This is a genomic window from Pedobacter sp., assembly GCF_965227205.1.
Taxonomy (GTDB): domain Bacteria; phylum Bacteroidota; class Bacteroidia; order Sphingobacteriales; family Sphingobacteriaceae; genus Pedobacter.
Window position 1 is genome coordinate 2848118 of record NZ_OZ245727.1, and the last position, 20211, is coordinate 2868328.

At 42.1% G+C, this 20211-nt stretch carries 13 protein-coding genes; 10 read left to right on the top strand and 3 right to left on the bottom strand.

Annotated elements, in window-relative coordinates; genetic code table 11:
* Positions 1 to 307 precede the first annotated feature (307 nt).
* From ACO05K_RS12075 to ACO05K_RS12100, 6 genes are all read left to right on the top strand, one after another.
* Positions 308 to 1054 carry a hypothetical protein gene (locus tag ACO05K_RS12075; RefSeq protein WP_421944686.1) on the top strand — a complete coding sequence of 249 codons (747 nt, stop codon included), beginning with the start codon at positions 308 to 310 and terminating at the stop codon, positions 1052 to 1054.
* Positions 1055 to 1171: 117 nt separating this feature from the next.
* Entirely contained in the window at positions 1172 to 1714 is a 543-nt protein-coding gene (locus ACO05K_RS12080; protein WP_421944687.1) for an RNA polymerase sigma factor, read from the top strand.
* A gap of 39 nt (positions 1715 to 1753) precedes the next feature.
* Positions 1754 to 2878, top strand: coding sequence for a FecR family protein (locus tag ACO05K_RS12085; protein ID WP_421944688.1), 1125 nt, complete (start codon positions 1754 to 1756; stop codon positions 2876 to 2878).
* Positions 2879 to 2956: 78 nt separating this feature from the next.
* Positions 2957 to 6268: a TonB-dependent receptor gene (locus ACO05K_RS12090; protein ID WP_421944689.1), complete on the top strand. Its 3312-nt coding sequence runs from the start codon at positions 2957 to 2959 to the stop codon at positions 6266 to 6268.
* 16 nt (positions 6269 to 6284) lie between these two features.
* Positions 6285 to 7964 carry a RagB/SusD family nutrient uptake outer membrane protein gene (locus tag ACO05K_RS12095; RefSeq protein WP_421944690.1) on the top strand — a complete coding sequence of 560 codons (1680 nt, stop codon included), beginning with the start codon at positions 6285 to 6287 and terminating at the stop codon, positions 7962 to 7964.
* On the top strand, positions 7964 to 9967 hold the full coding sequence (locus tag ACO05K_RS12100) for an FAD-dependent oxidoreductase (RefSeq protein WP_421944691.1): 2004 nt from the start codon (positions 7964 to 7966) through the stop codon (positions 9965 to 9967). Before ACO05K_RS12095 ends, ACO05K_RS12100 begins: the two co-directional genes overlap by 1 nt.
* A 683-nt stretch (positions 9968 to 10650) precedes the next feature.
* Here the strand turns inward: ACO05K_RS12100 and ACO05K_RS12105 are convergent.
* From ACO05K_RS12105 to ACO05K_RS12115, 3 genes are read right to left on the bottom strand one after another with little or no spacing between them, the layout of a single operon-like run.
* Entirely contained in the window at positions 10651 to 11589 is a 939-nt protein-coding gene (locus ACO05K_RS12105) for a HipA domain-containing protein (protein WP_421944692.1), read from the bottom strand.
* Positions 11582 to 11917: a HipA N-terminal domain-containing protein gene (locus ACO05K_RS12110; RefSeq protein WP_290239725.1), complete on the bottom strand. Its 336-nt coding sequence runs from the start codon at positions 11915 to 11917 to the stop codon at positions 11582 to 11584. Before ACO05K_RS12110 ends, ACO05K_RS12105 begins: the two co-directional genes overlap by 8 nt.
* Positions 11907 to 12122 (bottom strand): helix-turn-helix domain-containing protein, encoded by a 216-nt coding sequence (locus ACO05K_RS12115; protein ID WP_290239722.1) that lies wholly within the window; start codon positions 12120 to 12122, stop codon positions 11907 to 11909. Before ACO05K_RS12115 ends, ACO05K_RS12110 begins: the two co-directional genes overlap by 11 nt.
* A gap of 692 nt (positions 12123 to 12814) precedes the next feature.
* Here ACO05K_RS12115 and ACO05K_RS12120 point away from each other — a divergent pair.
* The 4 genes from ACO05K_RS12120 (at position 12815) to ACO05K_RS12135 (ending at position 19972) form a co-directional block, all read left to right on the top strand.
* Positions 12815 to 13423 carry an RNA polymerase sigma factor gene (locus ACO05K_RS12120; protein ID WP_421944693.1) on the top strand — a complete coding sequence of 203 codons (609 nt, stop codon included), beginning with the start codon at positions 12815 to 12817 and terminating at the stop codon, positions 13421 to 13423.
* A gap of 78 nt (positions 13424 to 13501) precedes the next feature.
* Positions 13502 to 14689 carry a FecR family protein gene (locus tag ACO05K_RS12125; protein ID WP_421944694.1) on the top strand — a complete coding sequence of 396 codons (1188 nt, stop codon included), beginning with the start codon at positions 13502 to 13504 and terminating at the stop codon, positions 14687 to 14689.
* A gap of 211 nt (positions 14690 to 14900) precedes the next feature.
* A complete protein-coding gene (locus ACO05K_RS12130; protein ID WP_421944695.1) occupies positions 14901 to 18332 on the top strand; it encodes a TonB-dependent receptor in 3432 nt (1143 codons plus the stop codon).
* Between the two features lie 2 nt (positions 18333 to 18334).
* On the top strand, positions 18335 to 19972 hold the full coding sequence (locus ACO05K_RS12135; RefSeq protein ID WP_421944696.1) for a RagB/SusD family nutrient uptake outer membrane protein: 1638 nt from the start codon (positions 18335 to 18337) through the stop codon (positions 19970 to 19972).
* Positions 19973 to 20211 lie beyond the last annotated feature (239 nt).

Genomic DNA, 20211 nt, shown 5'->3' on the forward strand with positions numbered 1-20211 from the left:
AAAGATTACCGAGCTATTTGCTTTTAATCTCAAGTTTGAAATAGAACTTAAACTTAAAACGTTTAGCAAATTGCTTAACAACATTTGCTATAATTGATACAATGAGGATTGTCATTGTGTTTGAGAATTAATCGATTAAGCGTACGGATTGGTACTTCGTACGCTTTACAAAGATAACAAACGAAGTCGACAGTAAAAAAGCGGCTTTAAATTGAATAAACACAGATTATATAGCTAAGGGTAATTTACTATATTGTCGCCTTTATTAATTTTGATAAAGAATACTTTAAGTAAGTCAAATTAGCATATGAAAAATAAAATCATTAGTTTATTCGGAAATGATAATACCAGTCAGGATGTGAAATACTCAAAATTACTGCAGGAATTCATTGATGCTTTTGCATTTGATTTCACAGACACGGAAGATTACGAAGACATCGTTGAATTTGCAATCAACGCATGGAATTTCGGAAATATGAAACTACTATTGCCAAAAGTAGAAAGTGAAGCGATGATAAATTCTTTAAGTAGTTCAGAAGTAGATGTGGATCTTCTAAAAAGAATGATTTATTTGAAAATGACAAAGTTCAAAAACCATGATAGATTTATTGCAGATTTTGAAATTGAAGAAACTACCGGGAATCCTATTTTATCGGTAATCACACAGGGAAAGGATGATTATCTAGCTTCTATGGTAGATAGTTTTGATGAAGAGTTCGCGGAGGAAGATTTCGAAGAGAATTATATTGACCGTAAGGCAATTATCTTAAAGCCACTCCAACCCCTTCAGGATTGGTTGTCTAAACTCTACCCTAATGCTTTTGCAGAAGCAAACGAAACAAGAACTTATCTGATAAGTGATCAGGTTGAAGATTTAGAAGTCTGGCTAAGCAAAAAATTTGATAAATTATTTATGCTCGAATTAGAGGAGCTGCATAGCAATAAAAAAGAATGGCCACAAAACCGCAACTACAAAATGTTCAGACAATGGTTTGATGTCGAGCGCTCAGCAGCAGTCTATGACCTGGAAAACGAACCGATTTCTAAATTTTGATAGACAAACTACTTGTAGTTAGATAAGCTAGGGATCAGAGACAAGGGTGTAAAAGTTTGTATTTCAGAAAATTCACTATATATTTATCCTAAACGCTTATCCTACATTACTTTGTTAATGGAGTATTCTGACCAAACACTTATCGATGAACTAAAAAGTGGAAATCAATCTGCTTATGAACTGCTGTTTAAAAAGTTTTACAAGCCCCTTGTTGCTAAGGCATACCATATATTAGAGGACGAGATGGAGGCGGAAGACTTGGTTCAGAATCTCTTTGTCACCCTATGGCAGAAATTACCTGATCTAAACATCAGAACTTCAGTCAGAGCTTATCTCTTCGGCGCTGTACATAACCAGTGCATGATGCAATTAAGAAACCGTAAGGTGGCAGATAAAAGGCTGGATGCTTACGCTAACAACCTTCAGGTTGAATCCCAATCTACAGTGGAAGTTGAAATGCCAATGATTTTACAATCAGACCTGGAGCTTATCTTTAACGAACTCCCCGTACAGCGGCAAAGGGTCTTCCGAATGGTCTATCTGGAAGATAAAAAATACAAACAGGCCGCCCAGGAAATGGGACTTTCTGTCAACTCCGTTAAAACCCACCTCAAGCTCGCTTTAAAGAGTATAAGGGATAAAGTCAAAAAAATCATATAAATCATTCACCCAACTTAGCAAAAAGGACTCTTATTACTAATGATAGTAGACAAGGAACATATAGAAACACTTTTGTTTGAAAAAATTGCAGGGACAATTAGTGACCAGGATGACCTTGTTGTTGAAAATGCCATTTCCAGCCAGCCGGAAATCCGCAAGCTATGGGAAGAATTGAATGAAAAAATGAGCAAGCCAAAAGCGAAAGCGTTGCTGGAAAACCTGGATAGTGAAAATGCCTGGGAAAGCATCCAACCGCGCCTGGTTAAAAAGCCCGCATCTACTAAATTATTTTTAAGAAAAATGGCTGCCGCTGCAGCGGTACTGCTGCTGGCAATCCCGCTAGGCTGGTATTTTTTATCTAAAAATACTTCCCGCTCTTCAAATCAAAAAACAATTGCGGGGCAGGTGTACCTGAAAACAGATGATGGAAGACTGGTTGAAATCGGCGGCAGCAAGACTGTTAATATTGGAAAAACGAGCTTCCTTGCTGAAAGTAAAAGGCTTAGCTATAGTGCTGAAAACGCTGGCGAGGTACAGTGGGCGACTCTTGTTGTCCCTTCATCCAAAGATTATAAGCTAAAACTTTCAGACGGCACTGAAATTTGGTTAAATTCTACTTCAAGCATACGCTTTCCCTCTACTTTTAGCGCAGGAAAAAGAGAAGTTTACCTTACTGGAGAAGCTTATTTCCAGGTCGCGAAGGATAAAAACCATGAGTTCATCGTCCATACAGACCATGCTGAGATAACAGTTCACGGAACAAGCTTCAACGTGAATGCTTATCCTGAATCCGTATTTAGTACAGCGCTTGTAGAGGGTTCGGTTTCCGCTAAAAAGGGAAATAATACCTTATTATTAAAAGCCGGGCAAGAGGTGATGATTGGAGCAAATAATAAATTCAATGTCCATGACTTTGATGCTCAGGAGGTGCTCGGATGGATGAAAGGAACCTACTTTTTCCACAACAAATCTATTGAGCAAATCGCGCCGGTCATCAGCAGATGGTTTGATGTAAAGGTAAATTGGGATAATGCGCATATTGCCGGGCAGACTTTTACTGGTGAAATTGACCGCACACTACCCCTTTCGGTGGTCATTGCAAATCTTCAGCTCTCTTCAGGAATAAAGGCAGAGCTCAAAAATGGGGTATTAACTTTTAAATAATTTTTTTTTAATAAAAGTCTTCACCCATTTCGCTCCTAGCTGCATCCTTTAGGTATAACCAATATAAACCTTAAATGTATGCTTAAAAAAATTACCCGACTTGGCCGGTCAATGTTGCCGGTTATTTTCGTACTCCATCTGCTCTCCCCTGCTTTTGGAAGATCACAACCAGTCTATAAGGTGAATGTAAAAGGGCGAAACATTACCCTTGCCAGTGTTTTTAAAACCATTAAAACCCAAACCGGATTTACTGTTTTCTACAGCAACAGGTTGCTAGATGATAGCGAAAAAATCTCCGTTGACTTTAATAACGCAGATTTATCAGAAGTCATGCAATTTGTATTAAAAGGCCGGTCTTTAGAGTGGCTAATCAAAGAAAAATACATCGTGTTGGAGCGTAGAGTACCTGCAATCAAAGCTGCTACAGAATCACAGCCCGCCAAAGCTGAAATCCCTGCGCCTCAGGAAATGGTTAGCGGCAAAGTAACCGATGAAACCGGAGCAGCTATACCTGGAGTGGGGGTCAAAATAAAAGGCACCCAAAAGGCAACCGTGACCGATGATAATGGGCGCTATTCTATCAATGCACCAAAATCCTCGTTACTTGTTTTCTCTTATCTAGGCTTTGCAGTTCAGGAAATCTTAGTTACTGATCAGCTAACCATAAATGTGAGTTTAAAGCAAGAAAATGCAAACCTGAATGATGTTGTTGTGGTGGGTTACGGTACCCAGAAAAAAGTAAACCTTACCGGCGCTGTTTCACAGGTTTCCGGAAAGGATCTTGCTGCAAGACCCATGGGTCAAACCTCTGCTGCCTTGCAGGGAATGGCGCCTGGGGTTACAGTAAAGCAAAGTTCAGGCCGGCCAGGGGGAGATGGCGGCAGCATCCGCATACGTGGTATCGGAACCTTGAGTGATGCTAACCCGCTTGTGATGATTGACGGGATTGAAGGCTCGATAAATAATATCGACCCGAACCTAATCGAGTCCATTTCTGTACTAAAAGATGCCGCATCTTCATCCATTTATGGCTCAAGGGCAGCTAATGGCGTTATCTTGGTTACTACCAAACGGGCCAAAGCAGACCAGATTGGCATCTCTTATAACAATTACTTTGGTAAACAAAACGCGACAAATATGCCTAAACAGGTGGATGCCCTGGATTATATGCTACTCATCAATGAAGCCTATTCCAACACAGGCAGAACGCCACTTTATAGCCAGACGCTGATTAATAATTACATCCAGCAGGCCGGGCGCAATTCGGACTTATATCCAAACACCGACTGGCAAAAAGAGACACTGACCGGATCTGGCTTACAACAAAGTCACTTCTTGACCATACAAGGCGGCACGCAAAAAGTGCGGCTTTTAGGTTCATTTGGATACTTTGACCAAAAAGGTATTATCGAAAACTCAGGATTTAAACGGTTCACGATTCGAAATAATGCAGACATTACCTTTTCCGACAAACTCAAAGCCCGCATTGACCTTCAGTATGTAAATGCAATCACCACTGACCCTGCAGCCTCTTCTTCTGAAATTTTTCAGTGGATGAACGGGATTCCGGCCAACCAGATTGGCATCAACGAAAGCGGACAGTGGGGCGTTGGCTGGAATGGCTCCAATCCAATCTCTGCCAGTAAAGATGGTGGAACTAATCGTACCAGGGGGCCATTTGGGAGTATAAACGCGGTTGTCAACTATAAGCCTGTTGAATGGCTGGAAGCTGAAGTCGCATACTCTCCAAAATATGCGCTCTCTTCAGGAAATAACTTTCGAAAGGCGATACAGTCTTATCTGCCAAATGGAAGTCCAAGCTTCTTAACGCCTGCTTTAAGCTCGTTAACCCAGACTTATAGCGAGTCCTTTTTCAATAACATGAGGGCAACGGTAACGGCCAGCAAAAATTTTAAAACGCACAACTTTAAGTTTATGGTAGGCGGGAGCCGTGAGGACTTTTATATGGAAAGCACCACTGCTTACCGTGATACCTATATCCTGCCTGAATACCCGGTTTTAAATGGAGGTTCGGCGGTAAACCAGAGGGCAACTGGTACCGCCGAAGAATGGGCTTTACAGTCCCTGTTTTCCAGATTGAACTACAGCTATGATAGTAAATATTTACTGGAAGTAAACGCACGTTACGATGGTTCTTCCCGGTTTGCTGAAGGTAATAAATATGGCTTTTTTCCTTCCGCATCGGCAGGGTGGCGCATTTCAGAAGAAAACTTTATGTCGGGACTAAAAGGTTTTCTAAATGAAGCTAAATTTCGTTTCTCCTGGGGAAGATTAGGTAACCAGAATATCGGAACCTATCCTTCTGTGACTGCGCTTGTACTGGCCTCTACCGCTTTAGGTAAACAGATCACCAATACCGCAGCGCTGAACGCGCTGTCTAACCGCGATATTTCCTGGGAAACTACAGAAGAGAAGAATATAGGCCTGGATTTAACGCTATTTGGGAACCTGAGTTTGACTGCCGATTATTACCGCAGAAGAACGCGTGATATTTTACTGCTGCTCGATGTACCTCTTATTTTGGGTTTAGTAAGACCTTATCAGAATGCCGGCGTGGTGGATAATAACGGATGGGAATTGGCCCTTGCCTATAAAGGTAATGTAAAAGATTTCAATTATAATGTAACCCTGAACCTATCGGATGTAAAGAATACTGTGGTTGATATGCGGGGCATTAATCAGACTGGTTTGACGGTAAACCGGGAGGGCTATCCGATAGCCTCGATTTTTGGTTATCAGGCTGAGGGTTTATTTCAAAGCGATCAGGAGGTTGCAGCCCATGCCCGCCAGTTTGGAACGGTTAAAGCAGGTGACATCAAGTACCGGGATCAGAATGGGGATAACCTGATTAATGAACTCGATAAGGTCATTATTGGAAGTACTGTACCCAGATATACTTTTTCATCCATCATGAGCGCATCTTACAAGGGCTTTGACCTTTATGTACTGCTACAAGGCGTGGGCAAGGCAGATGGTTATCTCACTGGCCCGGGAATACTGCCATTCAATGTAGGTGGGGCAATCGGTGGCACCATTCGGGAAGACAATAAGGACCGGTGGAGCCCTTCCAATCCAAATGCAGCCTTTCCAAGACTTGCTTTCGGGGAATCAAATAATGAGCAGATTTCAAGCTTTTATTTGAAAGACGCTTCCTATTTGCGATTAAAAAATATTCAGATTGGCTATACCCTACCAGCCAATATTTCCAAAAAGATTGGACTAAACCGTTTCCGCGTATTCGCCAATGGATCTAATCTGGCCGCTGCAACTAATTTCTGGAACGGCTTTGATGTGGAGTTTCCAGTAGGCGCGGTAAGTGTTTACCCACAGGTTAAGCTCTATACTTTCGGACTGGAAGCTAATTTTTAATCTAAAAGATAATCAGATGAAAACTAAAATATACTACTGCCTTATTGCTGGTCTGAGCTTGCTACTGCCGGCCTGCCAGAAGGACTACCTGGAAAAAAACCCGCTATCGGGCCCTTCAGATGAAACCTTTTTTGTAAACCAGGATGAACTTGTTCTTGCGGTAAACGGCATCTATCATGCTGCCGGATATTCTTCAATTGATGCCATGCCCTTGAATCTCTCGGTAGATGATGGGACTGATATCGGATGGGATAGAAACAATAGTCCCCTTCAGAGCCTTGGTAAAGGTGACCATGACAGCAACAATGGCTATGCACTCACCATCTGGACGGAAAGCTACAAGGTGATTTCAAAATGTAACTTCGTGCTGGACAATATAGAAAAAGTGAAATCCGTATCTTCTCCTGCAGTTTTTAATCGCTCGAAAGCAGAGGCACGTTTCGTTCGCGCTTTCACTTATAGCAATCTCCTTGATTATTTTGGCGAGGTACCCCTGGTCACCCGAATGCTAAAGCTGGAGGAAAGTCAGGTGGCAAAGTCCTCAAAAACCGTAATCCTTGACTTCGTTCTAAAAGAACTCACCGAGTCTGCCTCCGATTTACCTTTAAGTTATACTGGCGCCGATGTTGGCCGGGCAACCCGAGGGGCAGCATTAGCGATTAAAGCGAGAACAGCCCTGAACAATGGTCTCTGGGCTCAGGCAGCCGAAGCCGCAAAAGCAGTAATGGATTTAAGGACTTACAGCTTGCATAATAATTATGGTGCACTGTTCAGTTATGCCGGTCAAAACTCGAATGAAATCATCTGGGCATTTCAGTATTTAAAGGCCTCGAGGACTAAAACGCACTCGACACCAAATAATTTACTATCCAGAAACGGGCAGGGTTTTGCAAATAAAGTGCCCTCTCAATCCCTCGTTGATGCCTACCCTTGCACGGATGGTTTGAATATCGATAAGTCACCGCTATTTAATGCAAAAGATCCATATAAAAACCGTGACCCGAGGTTAGCATTTACCATTGCCCTTCCAGGTTCAGTATTTTTTAACTATCAGTTTGAAACCCATAGAGACAGCTTAAAATGCTGGAATTATAATACCGTGCCGGCAACCAGGGTAGATAATCAGGATGCGATAAACGCATTTGCCACTTTTACCGGATACTGCTGGAGAAAATACGTGGATTTAGAGGACAGGGTTGACCGCACCAATTCAGAGATTAACGTGATACAGATTCGCTATGCGGAGGTATTACTGATTTATGCGGAGGCAAAAAACGAGCTTGGCCAACTTGACCAGTCGGCATACGATGCTGTAAACCTGGTACGAAACAGACAAAGCGTGAACATGCCTTCGATTACTGCAGGCAAAAGTACAACTGAATTTCGTAGCCTTGTTCACAAAGAGCGTCTTTATGAGTTGGCTATGGAAGGCTTTAGGCTGACAGATTTACGCAGATGGAAAATTGCTGAAAAAGCGATGGTCGGAAACTTTTACGGAAGGGTACAACGGGGACTGGTAGCCGCGGCGCCTCAGATTGATGAGAATGGGTTAGCTGATTATTCAGCTGTGCCGAACCGCGCAGATTTAAGGGTAATAGAGGTGCGTTCCTTCAATAAAACGCGGGATTACCTGTGGCCGATTCCAAATATTGAAATTGTTACCAATCCTAAACTCGTTCAAAACCCTGGCTACTAATGAAAAAAATGATAAAACTTGCGCTGCTGGTTCTACTAGCGGCCTCCACCCAGATTACTTATGCACAAAAGCCCGCTAAATCAGCATATGATATCGTGATATATGGCGGAACTTCAGCCGGGGTAATTGCAGCCTATACTGCAAAGAAACTTGGCAAAACTGTTATCTTAATCGAGCCCGGCAAACATTTGGGCGGAATGAGTTCGGGGGGACTGGGCCTTACTGATATCGGCAATAAATATGCAATTAGCGGCCTGGCGCTAGATTTTTATCGCAGGGTTGGCACTCATTACGGAAAATTTGAGCAGTGGATTTTTGAGCCCCATGTGGCTGAAGGCATATTTCAAGACTATATTAAAAGTGCGCGGGTTGAAGTGCTTTATGAAAACCGAATTACCGGGGCGATAAAAAAAGGAAACTATATACAGTCCATAAGCCTTGAAAATTCATTTAATACCAAAGCCCCCGCGAATCAAATCGCTGGAAAAGTTTTTCTTGACTGCTCTTACGAAGGCGATTTGATGGCGAAAGCCGGCGTCTCTTATACCGTAGGTAGGGAAGCTAATAGCATCTATAACGAGACCTTTAATGGTGTACAATTAAAAAATGGTCATCAGCTGCCTCAGGATATCGACCCTTACCGAATCCCAGGGGATAAAAGCAGCGGACTGCTTTGGGGCATTTCGGAAAGCACGTTATTGCCTGCCGGCACGGGTGATAAAAAGGTACAGGCCTATAATTTCCGGATATGTCTGACTAGCAACCCTAGTAATCAGATACCGATTACAAAGCCAAAAAACTATCAGCCGCAGCGGTACGAACTGCTGCTGAGGCAAATGGAAAAAAGAACATGGAAGTCTTTGCAGGATGTATTTATTTGGAGCGGCATGCCTAACAGCAAAACTGATATAAACAACCGTAATGGCTTTTCAACCGACATGATTGGCATGAACTGGGCTTATCCTGATGCAAATTATAAACAAAGAGCGGAGATTTGGAATGCACATGTGGATTATACCAAAGGTCTGCTGTATTTCGTGGGAAATGATCTAAGAGTACCTGAGCACATACGGGCAGAAATCAAGAAATGGGGCTACCCGAAGGATGAATATATCGACAATGAAAACTGGTCTCATCAGCTTTATGTGCGGGAGGCAAGAAGAATGGTGGGCGAGCTTGTGATGACACAGCACCATTGCCAGGGAAGGGAAAAGGTAAACGATGGCGTTGGCATGGCTGCCTATACCATGGATTCACACAACTGCGACCGTTTAGTTGTAGATGGAACGGTCAAAAATGAAGGGAATGTTGAAGAGGGCGGATTTGGCCCCTACCCGATTTCCTACCGGGCGATTATTCCAAAAGAACAACAGGCTGCGAACCTTTTAGTTCCAGTGTGCCTTTCTGCAAGCCACATCGCTTATGGCTCGATACGTATGGAGCCTGTATTTATGGTACTTGGTCAATCTGCAGCAGTTGCAGCAGTGGAAGCAATCAATAATAAACTGGCAGTGCAGCGCGTGGAGGTAAGCAAAGTTCAGTCTGCGTTGAAAGCCAATCCGCTACTAGATGATAGCCCGCTGGAAATAATTGTAGATAATGATGATACGCGCCAAGTTACTAAAACGGGCGCATGGCAGAGCCAGACATACGGCGGATATGGCCCTGATTACTATATTTCACCTGCAACTGGTGAGCCTTCAAGTATTCGTTATCAGCCAAACATCATTAAAAAAGGTAGCTATCGGCTATTCATCTACTACCCGAAGCAGAAAAAGGCTTCTACACAAACTACCGTTAAAGTATTTGACGGAGTAAAAGAAAAACAGGTAGTCATTGAAGATGCAAAAATCAATATTGTTGGCCAGACCTCGGGTGAATGGGTATCACTTGGCCACTATGAATTAAGTGCTGGAAAGGTTGCCTTTGTTGAGCTCAATAATAAAGGTGCAGATGCAATGATAACTGCTGATGCGATTCTACTCGTGCCTGATAAAAAATAGAATTCAGACAACTCCATTGTTACATCTGCTTATGAAAAACAATCAATGGCTTGATTATATCAGGCCATTGATACCCTTTAGGGTATAATTAACACTCCAACACATTAATTTATACCCTTTAGGGTATAAATTAATGTACTTCAGAAATCCAGACGTTCATGATCCGTCAACAGACAAATAAAATGAACATTGCATTTTCTAATAGCCAAACATAGTTATTGACATAAATAACTTTCGGGGTTTAGAAATATCGACACCATTACGGCATTCTATCTATACCTAGACTGCGGGCTATGCTTTTGATGGAATCGCCTGTCGCTGAAGGTGTAATAACTGTTCGATCTGACTCATTGACTTCGATTTTCCGGCCATTTTACACTCCTTTAGGTAAAAGATTATTTACCTAAGTAAGCCAAATCAAATTGAAGAAGGGGGGCAACATGGTCCATTCTAAAATCTTTAATACCCAAGGGTGGGTTCAGCATCCGCTTTCTTCATCACTTTTGGTGAAGAATACGAAATCTGGCTTCTAAGAATATTTTCAAGACAATGAATGTCATTTATGAGTTAGAGATCGAATCACATTGTTTTCATCAAAAGTGATAGAAAACCAAATTTGACGAAATATCCACTAAGTGCGCATACTCAGACGATGTTTTAAAAGCAAGTTTACTGAAATTGCCCTATACATTGTTTAGTCTTGCCAATCGATCCGCCCACATATTTTTATAATCGGACTTATGGGAATCACTAAGAAAAGATTTCTCTATTATTAGGTTAACTAATGGAGTTGCAGAGCTGAATCTTTTTATAACTCTAATCACTACATTTTCTCTAACACCAAGTGAGGTTGATAGCTTTTCAAAATCTTTGAAACTAATTTTCTTCTTTCTCCCATTCAGTAAAAGGGCTGTTTCTTCCTGATCCTTGGGATTTATTAATTTTGCGTTTATAAGATCATAGGCCGGTGACAAACTAATCTTGTTATCATTACCCGAATGAAGAAGGGAAAAGTTTTTCATATGCATATCATTATTACCACTTAAGAAAGAAAATACCAAGAGCTCAAAATAGTTTATAACCTCTAGCTGCGCGTTGGTTGCATAAGTGGCTATCAGTTTACCACATCGTTCATATGAGCTGTCATATTTTTGTTCTGTTTGGAAACCACCTACCTGGCAAAGGTCCTCAACATGAACTTTCTTGCCATTAACCCGATCAAATCTTTTGGCAAGGTAAGCCATCTCTCCGTTGGTGGTTGGAATAAGCGCATGATCGCAAGTATTGATCTTAAAATGCTGAGCAAGATGCATGGTCAAGTCCTCAACTTCGGGCATAGCTGGCCGCTCTGGGCTTTGGGGCTTAAGAATATAATTACCCCATAGTCCAACAATGGTTAACCGGTTTTTACTCTTGATGGTTTCCAAATTTACAGAGAGTTTAGGTTGAACACCCGTAATAGCAATTCGGTTATTAACAGTTTCCCTTGCAAGTTCGGATAGAATTTCCTCATCTAAATCAAGTTCAGGAAGCTGGACTGTACCAAAGAATCTTTTACAGCATCTCGTATGGTAGCTTAAATCTGAGTTGGTCGGCTCATAGCAAAAATAACACTTATTCATAATCTTCCTCCTCTGATGGAAATACCGTTACCGCTCCAATAGTATCCCTGCATAGTGCATTGAGCAACTCAAAGCGATCACTTCCTTTAATATGCCATTCCTCTCTTGCAAATTTAAGTAGCCAACCCTCTGGAATCAGGCCATCGAAAAATGAAAACAGGATTCTGCTTTGATAGGGATATGGTGATAAGGGAAGGCTTAAACTTATAGGCCTAGCGCTTTCATTGCTTAGGTATTTTGAGTCATAAGTAAACCTATAACCATTATCATATTTCTCCAGATATCCCGCAAGATTATTCCCAAATAATACTTTTGACCTAATCGACATGTCTATTCTCGATATTTGTTACACCAACCTGTTTACCAAATAATTCAAGTACTTGATTTATCTTATCTAGCCTAAGCGTCTCTTTTCCCTGTTCTAATTCCCGAAGAAAACGAAGTCCCACGCCAGCTTTGAATGCCAATTCCTCCTGTGAGAGTTTAACCAGCTTGCGTTGAGTTTTTACAAATGTTGATAATGGATTACTCATATTATACCCTTATGGGTATAAATATACAATAAATTAAATTTAATATACCTTATAGGGTATAAAATATTTATTCACAATTCAAATTTTAGCTAATCGGGTATTATATTGTATACTTATTGAAGATGTGCTCTAGGGTATAATAGATTGGAGGATTTAATATAACTCTTCATGATAAATTAGCAAACAAATAAACTGAACATAATTACATTCTTTTCGAGGCGAAAAAAAACATAACTACTGGCAAAACAGAAAGATTTACGCAAGTCTGGCTAGAGATTCGCAATAGTTCGCCTATGAATTACAGGGGTTGGTCAGATCAAGGTGCTACAATAAAGATCACAAGCAAACAGTTTTTATACTACCGTTATGGATGATGCGGTATTGAAATTAATTGGTACTGCTGATCGAAGCACAATGATGGCTGCCAACATGAAAAAAGTAAAATTAGCGCCTTTTCCAATCTTAAATCAGAATCTTTTGCCTCTCAGGCAATCATTGAAGGCCAGCAGAATGAGATACATTTTACTGATTGAAGTTGTCTTTGTTTGAAAATCTTTGGATGATAAGTAGTAATAATGATAATTTTTGGCCGATAAATTTTGGTAATAATTTTAATTCCTTTTAGATGGGATTTTAAGTATTTTTAGTATTATTATTGTATTGTATAATTTAAAAAACCGAGCTTAAATGCCATGCATTTAGACGCAGCTAACCAAACTTCAGAAGAGAAACTTTTAATCGCCCGAATTGCCTCGGGAGAAGAGCGGGCATTTAATGTTTTGTTTGAGAGCTATCGTCGTAAGGTTTATTATGTAGCTTTACGCATCACGCGCTCGGAAACGCTGGCGGAGGAAATTTTGCACGATGTTTTCCTGAAAATATGGCTGCATCCAGGCTTGACTGAAATACAGGATATTGGCCGATATTTACAGGTATCCACGCGCAATATTACGCTCAATGTTTTACGTAGTCAGCGCAAAGAAATTCAGCTCGATGACTTGAAAGCGAATGCATATGAAAAGCAGCACAATGAAACCGAGGAAACCATTCTCTTTAATGATACCAGTGCGGTATTTCAACAAGCAATAGGCCAACTCACTCCTCAGCAAAAGACAATTTACACCTTGTGCAAGGAAGAAGGATTGAAATACGAAGAGGCCGCCCATAAGCTTTCGCTATCGCCGCTTACCGTGAAAACACATATGCAGCATGCTTTGAGACATATAAGGGCTTACATTCTAAAGCACCAGGATGTTAGTATGACGCTTGTGATGATAGAAATTCTAAGCCATAAAAAATAATTTCACTTTATCTACTCCGACGGTTAGGGAAATGGTGTCTTATATTAAACGGCGCATATGTAGCGCCCTAACCAAATAATGAACCAGAATAGATTTACCTATTTGGCCAAGCGATACCTAGAGCATTCGTGTACTTTGAAAGAAAAGGACGAACTGCTTTTGATGCTTGAAGATCCAGATTATCAACAGCAGGTATCTGCGCTGTTTGGTGTGTTATGGAACAGTGAACAAACCAACGAGGACATACTAGGCAGTGATATTGCGGGGCGTATTTCGGAAAATATCCTGGCGGCAGGTAAAAAAAATAATTCAAGTCGTCTCTCCCGTCCAAATAATTGGTGGTGGGCTGCTGCATCGATAGTTATCATTTTTACAACAGTTTGGCTGTCTAAAACCAAAATGGCTGAAAAGCCATATATCTCAGCAAGCGTCACCAAGGTTTCCTCGCCCATACTTCCCGGAGGAAACAAAGCTATTCTCACCCTTGGAGATGGAAGAGAAATCGACCTCACAAAAGCTGCTAACGGGATCATAGATTCTAAAAGCGATGTAGCCATTGTTAAAGGCAAAGATGGCCGCCTTACCTATTCAGTAAAAACCCAAGATAACAAAACAACTCCCACTGAAATCTCATTTAATACCATAACCACACCTAAGGGCGGACAATATGAGATTGTCTTACCCGATCAAACGACTGTGTTCTTAAATGCTGCATCTTCATTAACATATCCCGTTACATTCGCCGGAAATGAGCGTCGCGTGCAACTTAAAGGAGAAGCGTATTTTGAGGTCTCCCCCAATAAGCAAATGCCTTTTTTGGTTGATGTAGGCAGCACCAATATTAAAGTACTGGGCACCCACTTCAACGTAATGGCATACCAGGATGAAGCATTAAGCAGAACCACTTTACTTGAAGGGTCAATTGCTTTAACCGTTCAAGGAAGGCATGCATTGCTATCACCAGGGCAGCAGGCGATTGTAGGCCAGGAAGGTCAGAGCATTGAAATCAAACAGATAAATGCCGATGATGCTATTGCATGGAAAATGGGTTATTTTAAATTTACGCGCGAAAATATCCCGGCAATCATGCGAAAAATCGCACGATGGTACGATGTGGAGGTCGTTTATGAAGCGGATTGCAGCAATATCATTTATGGAGGAACAATTTCTCGAGGAAAAAACATTCAAGAGTTATTGCATAAAATTGAGCTCTCGGGTTCAGTTCAATTTAAAATAAAAGGAAGGAGGGTGATAGTGAGCTTATAAAATTACTATACATACACCTAGCTATAAAAAAACCAGGAGCGTTGACTCCGCCCCTGGTGAGTAAGGCCTTGCAGGGCCCTTTAGTAGGTAATTAACAAGAATTGCTTTCAAACAACTATTTACGTAATTAACAACTAACCAAATGTATCACTTTTTTGCTGAATTAGTATACAGGGACTGGCCCTGTATCGCCTTTAAATTATTATTGAGAATGAAGCTCATCATATTTTTCCTGCTCATCACCCTATTGCAGGTTTCAGCCGCCAGTCGAGCTCAGAATGTTTCACTCAGGGTGAAAAATGAGTCTATTGAAAAAGTCTTTGAAGCCCTTACTAAACAAAGTGGCTATCATTTTCTTTACGATGTAAAGCTTATCGATAAAGCCCGGCCGGTGAGCGTTGATTTTAAAAGTTTACCTATCAAAGAGGCACTTAGAAAATGTTTTGAACAGCAGCCTTTCACTTATGCTTTAGATGAAAAGGATGTCATTATAATTTCAAGAGCTACTGAAGGTATGCCTGTTTTGCAGGTAAGCATAAGTGGAAAAGTACGGGATGAGAACGGCATTGGCATACCTGGGGCAACGGTAATGATCAAAAATAACTCAGCTGGGACAATCACCAGCGCCGATGGCAGCTACAAAATTTCAGTACCGGGAGAACAAAGTATACTCATGTTTAGTTCTGTTGGCTATAAAGCCGAGGAAGTCACTGTCGGTAAACAAACGGTGATAAACATCAAACTTACTAAACAGGCTTCCAATCTAAATGATGTAGTTGTTGTAGGTTACGGTACCCAGCGCAAAGGTGATCTCACAGGTTCTGTTGCGGGTATTAAGGAGCAGGAGATACAACAAGCCAAATCAACTTCATTTATGGAAGCGATGCAAGGCAGGCTGGCTGGGGTACAGGTTGTATCCTCTTCGGGCGAGCCTGGAAGCGCGGTAAATGTTGTGATAAGAGGTACAAACTCATTCAACTCCGGCACCCAACCCTTATACGTAATAGATGGTGTTCAAATTGATGTAAATACCAATGAGGCGGCCCGTTCAGGGATTGGCAATACCGCTCTATCAAACCCACTTGCAGGTATTAGCCCTAATGATATTGCCTCAATGGAAGTACTCAAAGATGCATCAGCGACAGCTATTTTTGGTTCTCGTGGTGCAAACGGGGTGGTAGTGATTACTACAAAATCCGGTAAAAACAACACCTCAGTGCTCGAGTTCAATAATTACGCTGGCATTGCCTGGGCACCCAAACACATTCAAATGCTTGGCGCGCAGGACTACGCCCGTTTCCGTCTGGCAAACGGAACAGCCGACGGAAATTACGCTATTGACACCAATGGGGATAATATTGTAGATCAGGTTAGAGACTTAAGCGGCGTCCAGTCATACGATTGGCAGCGGGAGGCACTAAGAACGGCGGTAACACAAAATTACAGCCTAAGTTACAGTGGCGGAAGCACCAAGACAAGCTTTTTCACTTCTGCTTCTTATCTCAACCAGCAAGGCCTTATCATTAATAATAACTTTGAACGCTATGGTCTGTTGGCAAAGATCACTCATAACGCGACCAACCGGCTCAGGTTGGGAGTAAATGTCAACCTCTCGCACGCCATTGGAAAAGGGGTTGCATCCAACGGTGGGAATGATGTAAGGAATAATAACGGGATAATGCAAATGATTTTGTTGACGCGACCGCTAAATGCACCTGATCCAACCCAGTTGGCACTCGACCCTGATGGCGCAGCGGTGTCCAGCCCGGTTGATTTTGCCAGCCTGGCTTATAAGAGAAGTCCGCTTTCAAGAGCGCTGGCAGATTTAAGTGCGAACTACCGGATCATCAACGGGCTGAACTTAGACCTAAGGGCAGGCGCAGTGCTGACCCAGTCAAAAAATGGGGAATTCTACCCAACCACCGTATCCTGGGGATTTCCTTCTAAAGGTCTGGCATTTTTAAATACAAGCAGCTCAGTTAACTGGTACCAGACCAGTACCCTAACTTACAATAAACGCTTCAATCAAAATCATTCCATTACTTTACTGGCAGGCTTTGAGGTGAATTCTTATGAAATTGAAGCTTTCAGACTCTCTGCGCAGGGCTTTGACATTCAAAACATCAATCCCTTAGACAATATTGCCACTGCTAAAATCCTAACTGTTCCTCCTTCTTCGGATAAACAGCGGTATGTAAGGGTATCTGAATTTGCCCGTTTGAACTATAATTTTAAGGATAAGTATCTGCTAACAGCCACCTTGCGTAACGATGCCTCGTCTAAACTGGCTGAAGGCAATAAATCAGCGCTCTTTCCTAGTGTGGGTCTGGCCTGGAGAGCATCAAAAGAAAAGTTTCTGGAAAATCTAGGCTTTATATCGGATTTAAAATTCAGAGGCAGTTTTGGACTTACAGGAAACGAAAGAATACCACCCTACCAATCCTTAGCCACCCTTTCGCAGGTGTTTTATGCTTCGGTCAATAACACCGCCAGCCTTGGCGTGGCTCCAAATGTGATAGCCAATCCAAACTTGAAATGGGAAACCACTTATGCATATGATGCGGGTTTAGATCTCAGCCTTTTCAAAGACAGGGTGTCCCTAACAGCAGATGTATACCTAAAGCAGACAAAGGACCTACTTTTACAGGCGGATATTCCTGCACAAAGCGGTTTTTTAAGGCAATTTCAGAATTTAGGTCAGATAGACAACAAAGGAGTTGAGCTAGCTTTAAGCACAATTAACATTAAAAAGGCGAATTTCACCTGGAGCAGTAGTCTAAACATTTCAGTTAACCGCAACAAAGTTGTCTCGCTAGGCAGCGTAAAGTATATTCCAGTTACGGTCTATGGTGGTCCGATTAGCACACTTGGCCGGGTAATTACCGGTCAGCCTATAGGCACCGCGTATGGCTACGTTAATGATGGGGTGTATCAGCTCACAGACTTTATCATCAGGAACTCAGCAGGAACCATCATTGATCCCTCACAGGTAACCGAGGTCAATCTCAACGGATTAAACTATACGCCCAAGCCGGGCATTCCCGGAATGTCCTCCCGTACGGCGCGTCCCGGAGATTTGAAATACAGAGACCTCAATGGCGATGGTATCATTAACGAAAATGACGCTACAGTAATTAGTAACAGTAATCCTCAGCACTATGGGGGTTTGAGTAACAGCTTTACTTATAAAAATTTCGATTTAAACGTGCTATTCAACTGGTCTTACGGTAATGATATTCTTTACGTTGGGCGTGGGCGGATTGAAGCACCGGTATCAATTTTTGCTAACCCAACCGAAAAATACTGGACCAACCGTTGGCGCATCGATAATCCATCGAATGTTTACCCTAGCCTGCTCTCACAGAGCAAGCTCGACGTTTCTTCTTATTATACCGAGGATGCATCGTTTTTAAGATTGAAAAACTTAACCCTAGGCTATAACCTAAACAACTCCCAAACGCTCAAAAAACTTGGTGTGAATGGATTACGTGTTTATTTAACCGGGGTAAATTTGTATACCTGGACAGGCTACAGCGGATTTGACCCGGAGGTGAATTCCTACTCTGCCTTATTGCCAGGGGTTGATAACATATCCTACCCGCGTGAACGATCTATTATTTTCGGACTTAACATTAAACTATAGCTATGAACCGCTTATCCATATTACTCATTTCAGTGCTCACATTGATTTGCAGCTCGTGTAGCAAAATTCTTGAAGAGACTCCATATTCTGTTGTATCTACAAATAACTTTTATAAATCAGCAACTGATGCTGAACTGGCCATTACCGGGGTATATGATGTGCTGAACGCCCAAAATATACAAGGATATGGCAACCAGCCATTATGGGGTCGTGGCATGCATTACCTGACCAACCTTGGTGTGGATGACCTTACCCAGGATCCCAGGTTTACAACTGGTCAACCAGACCTGATGCCCTTTTATGACCATACCTATACCGCCGAAAATCCAAATTTATGGTATGCATACTTTTTCTTATACGCAGGTATCAACCGTGCTAACTTTATTATCGAAAAAGTACCCTCAATTGAAATGGATGCGACCAGGCGTGCCCAGATTGTAGCTGAGGCGCAGTTTATGCGTGGAATGTATTATACTTATCTTACATGGCTTTTTGGTGGGGTGCCGCTAATTACAACTTCCGCTCCTGATATCTCTTCTCCCCGCGCATCAATCCAACAGGTTCTTCAGCAAGCCAAAGCAGATTTCAAGTCCGCTTACGATGTTTTACCTGCACGTAACGGGAGTGCGGGCAGGGTAAACCGCTACACTGCTGCAGGATTTTTAGCTAAAGTAAACCTTTATGAGGCCTCATGTAAGCAAAATAATGTTAGTGAGAACCTTAACTTCCCGGTCAATAGTTTTAGCTATGTAAATCAAAACGAGGCCTATGCAGAGGCCCATAGATGGTGTAAGGAGGTTTACGATAATAGTGGATACAAACTCATACGTCCCTTCAACTACTTATTTTTAGCTGCCACTGAGGCCGCTGCCAGAGAAGAAAATATGATGATAGTGCAGTGTGGTCCGGGCGGATCACAGGAGATTAATTTATATGCCTATCTGGCTGGACCAAGAGGTGACTACCGCACCAATTCCGGCACCTATGGGTGGCTGAGACCGCTTAGGGAAGTCTACCAGCGATACAATACAAATGACGGACGAATTAGTACCATGAGCGGCTATTTAACTACTAAAACCGTTTTCATAACTATCGATAATTTTAAATATTACACCCCTGATCCGATAACCCCATCCAATCTAGGACCTTTATGCGTGAACAAATGGCGTGAAGATGATCCCAATGCCCGTATTGCAAGGGGAATAGATGTATACTCAGGAGAAACCGACTTTGCAATACTTCGCTTTGCCGATATTGTGCTGATGTATGCAGAAACGAGCTATCAAACCGGTAATGAATCCGCTGCACGCGCCTTATTGCGGGAGGTGCGTCTGCGGGCATGCGGAGATGATGTTGCCAAAACGAATGCGATTACGACCGCTTACTCAAAGCCCGACTTTATGAGCGAACTGCTCGATGAGCGTGGGCGTGAACTGGTGGCAGAGGGTTGGAGAAGATTCGATTTAATCCGGACGGGCAGAATCACTTCGGTGTTGAACGCCTTAGGGACGGCCAATTACTACCCTGGACATAGTATACCCGCCATTCAGGCTAACTTTAAGAATTATAAGATTTGGTATCCTCTGCCTAGCCGGGATATTGCCACTAACGTTAATCTGAAACAAAATCCAGGCTATTAATTTTCCGCACTTGCGTAAGCTAAGCTCAGCAGCCCCAATTTCGCAGCTGAGCCGGGGCTATGCTTTGCCCTCGTTTCTCGCGGCAGGTGGAAAACTTCTTTGAATGATTATCCTCCTTTAGCTTCATCCTTGGCATCTGGCGAAAAAGTTATGCCTTGAGTTGAGGCTTGTTTCTAGGCAGCTGAGTTGCAATAAAGCCACTACTGTTAAGGTAAACACTGAGGGAAGAATTCAGCGCT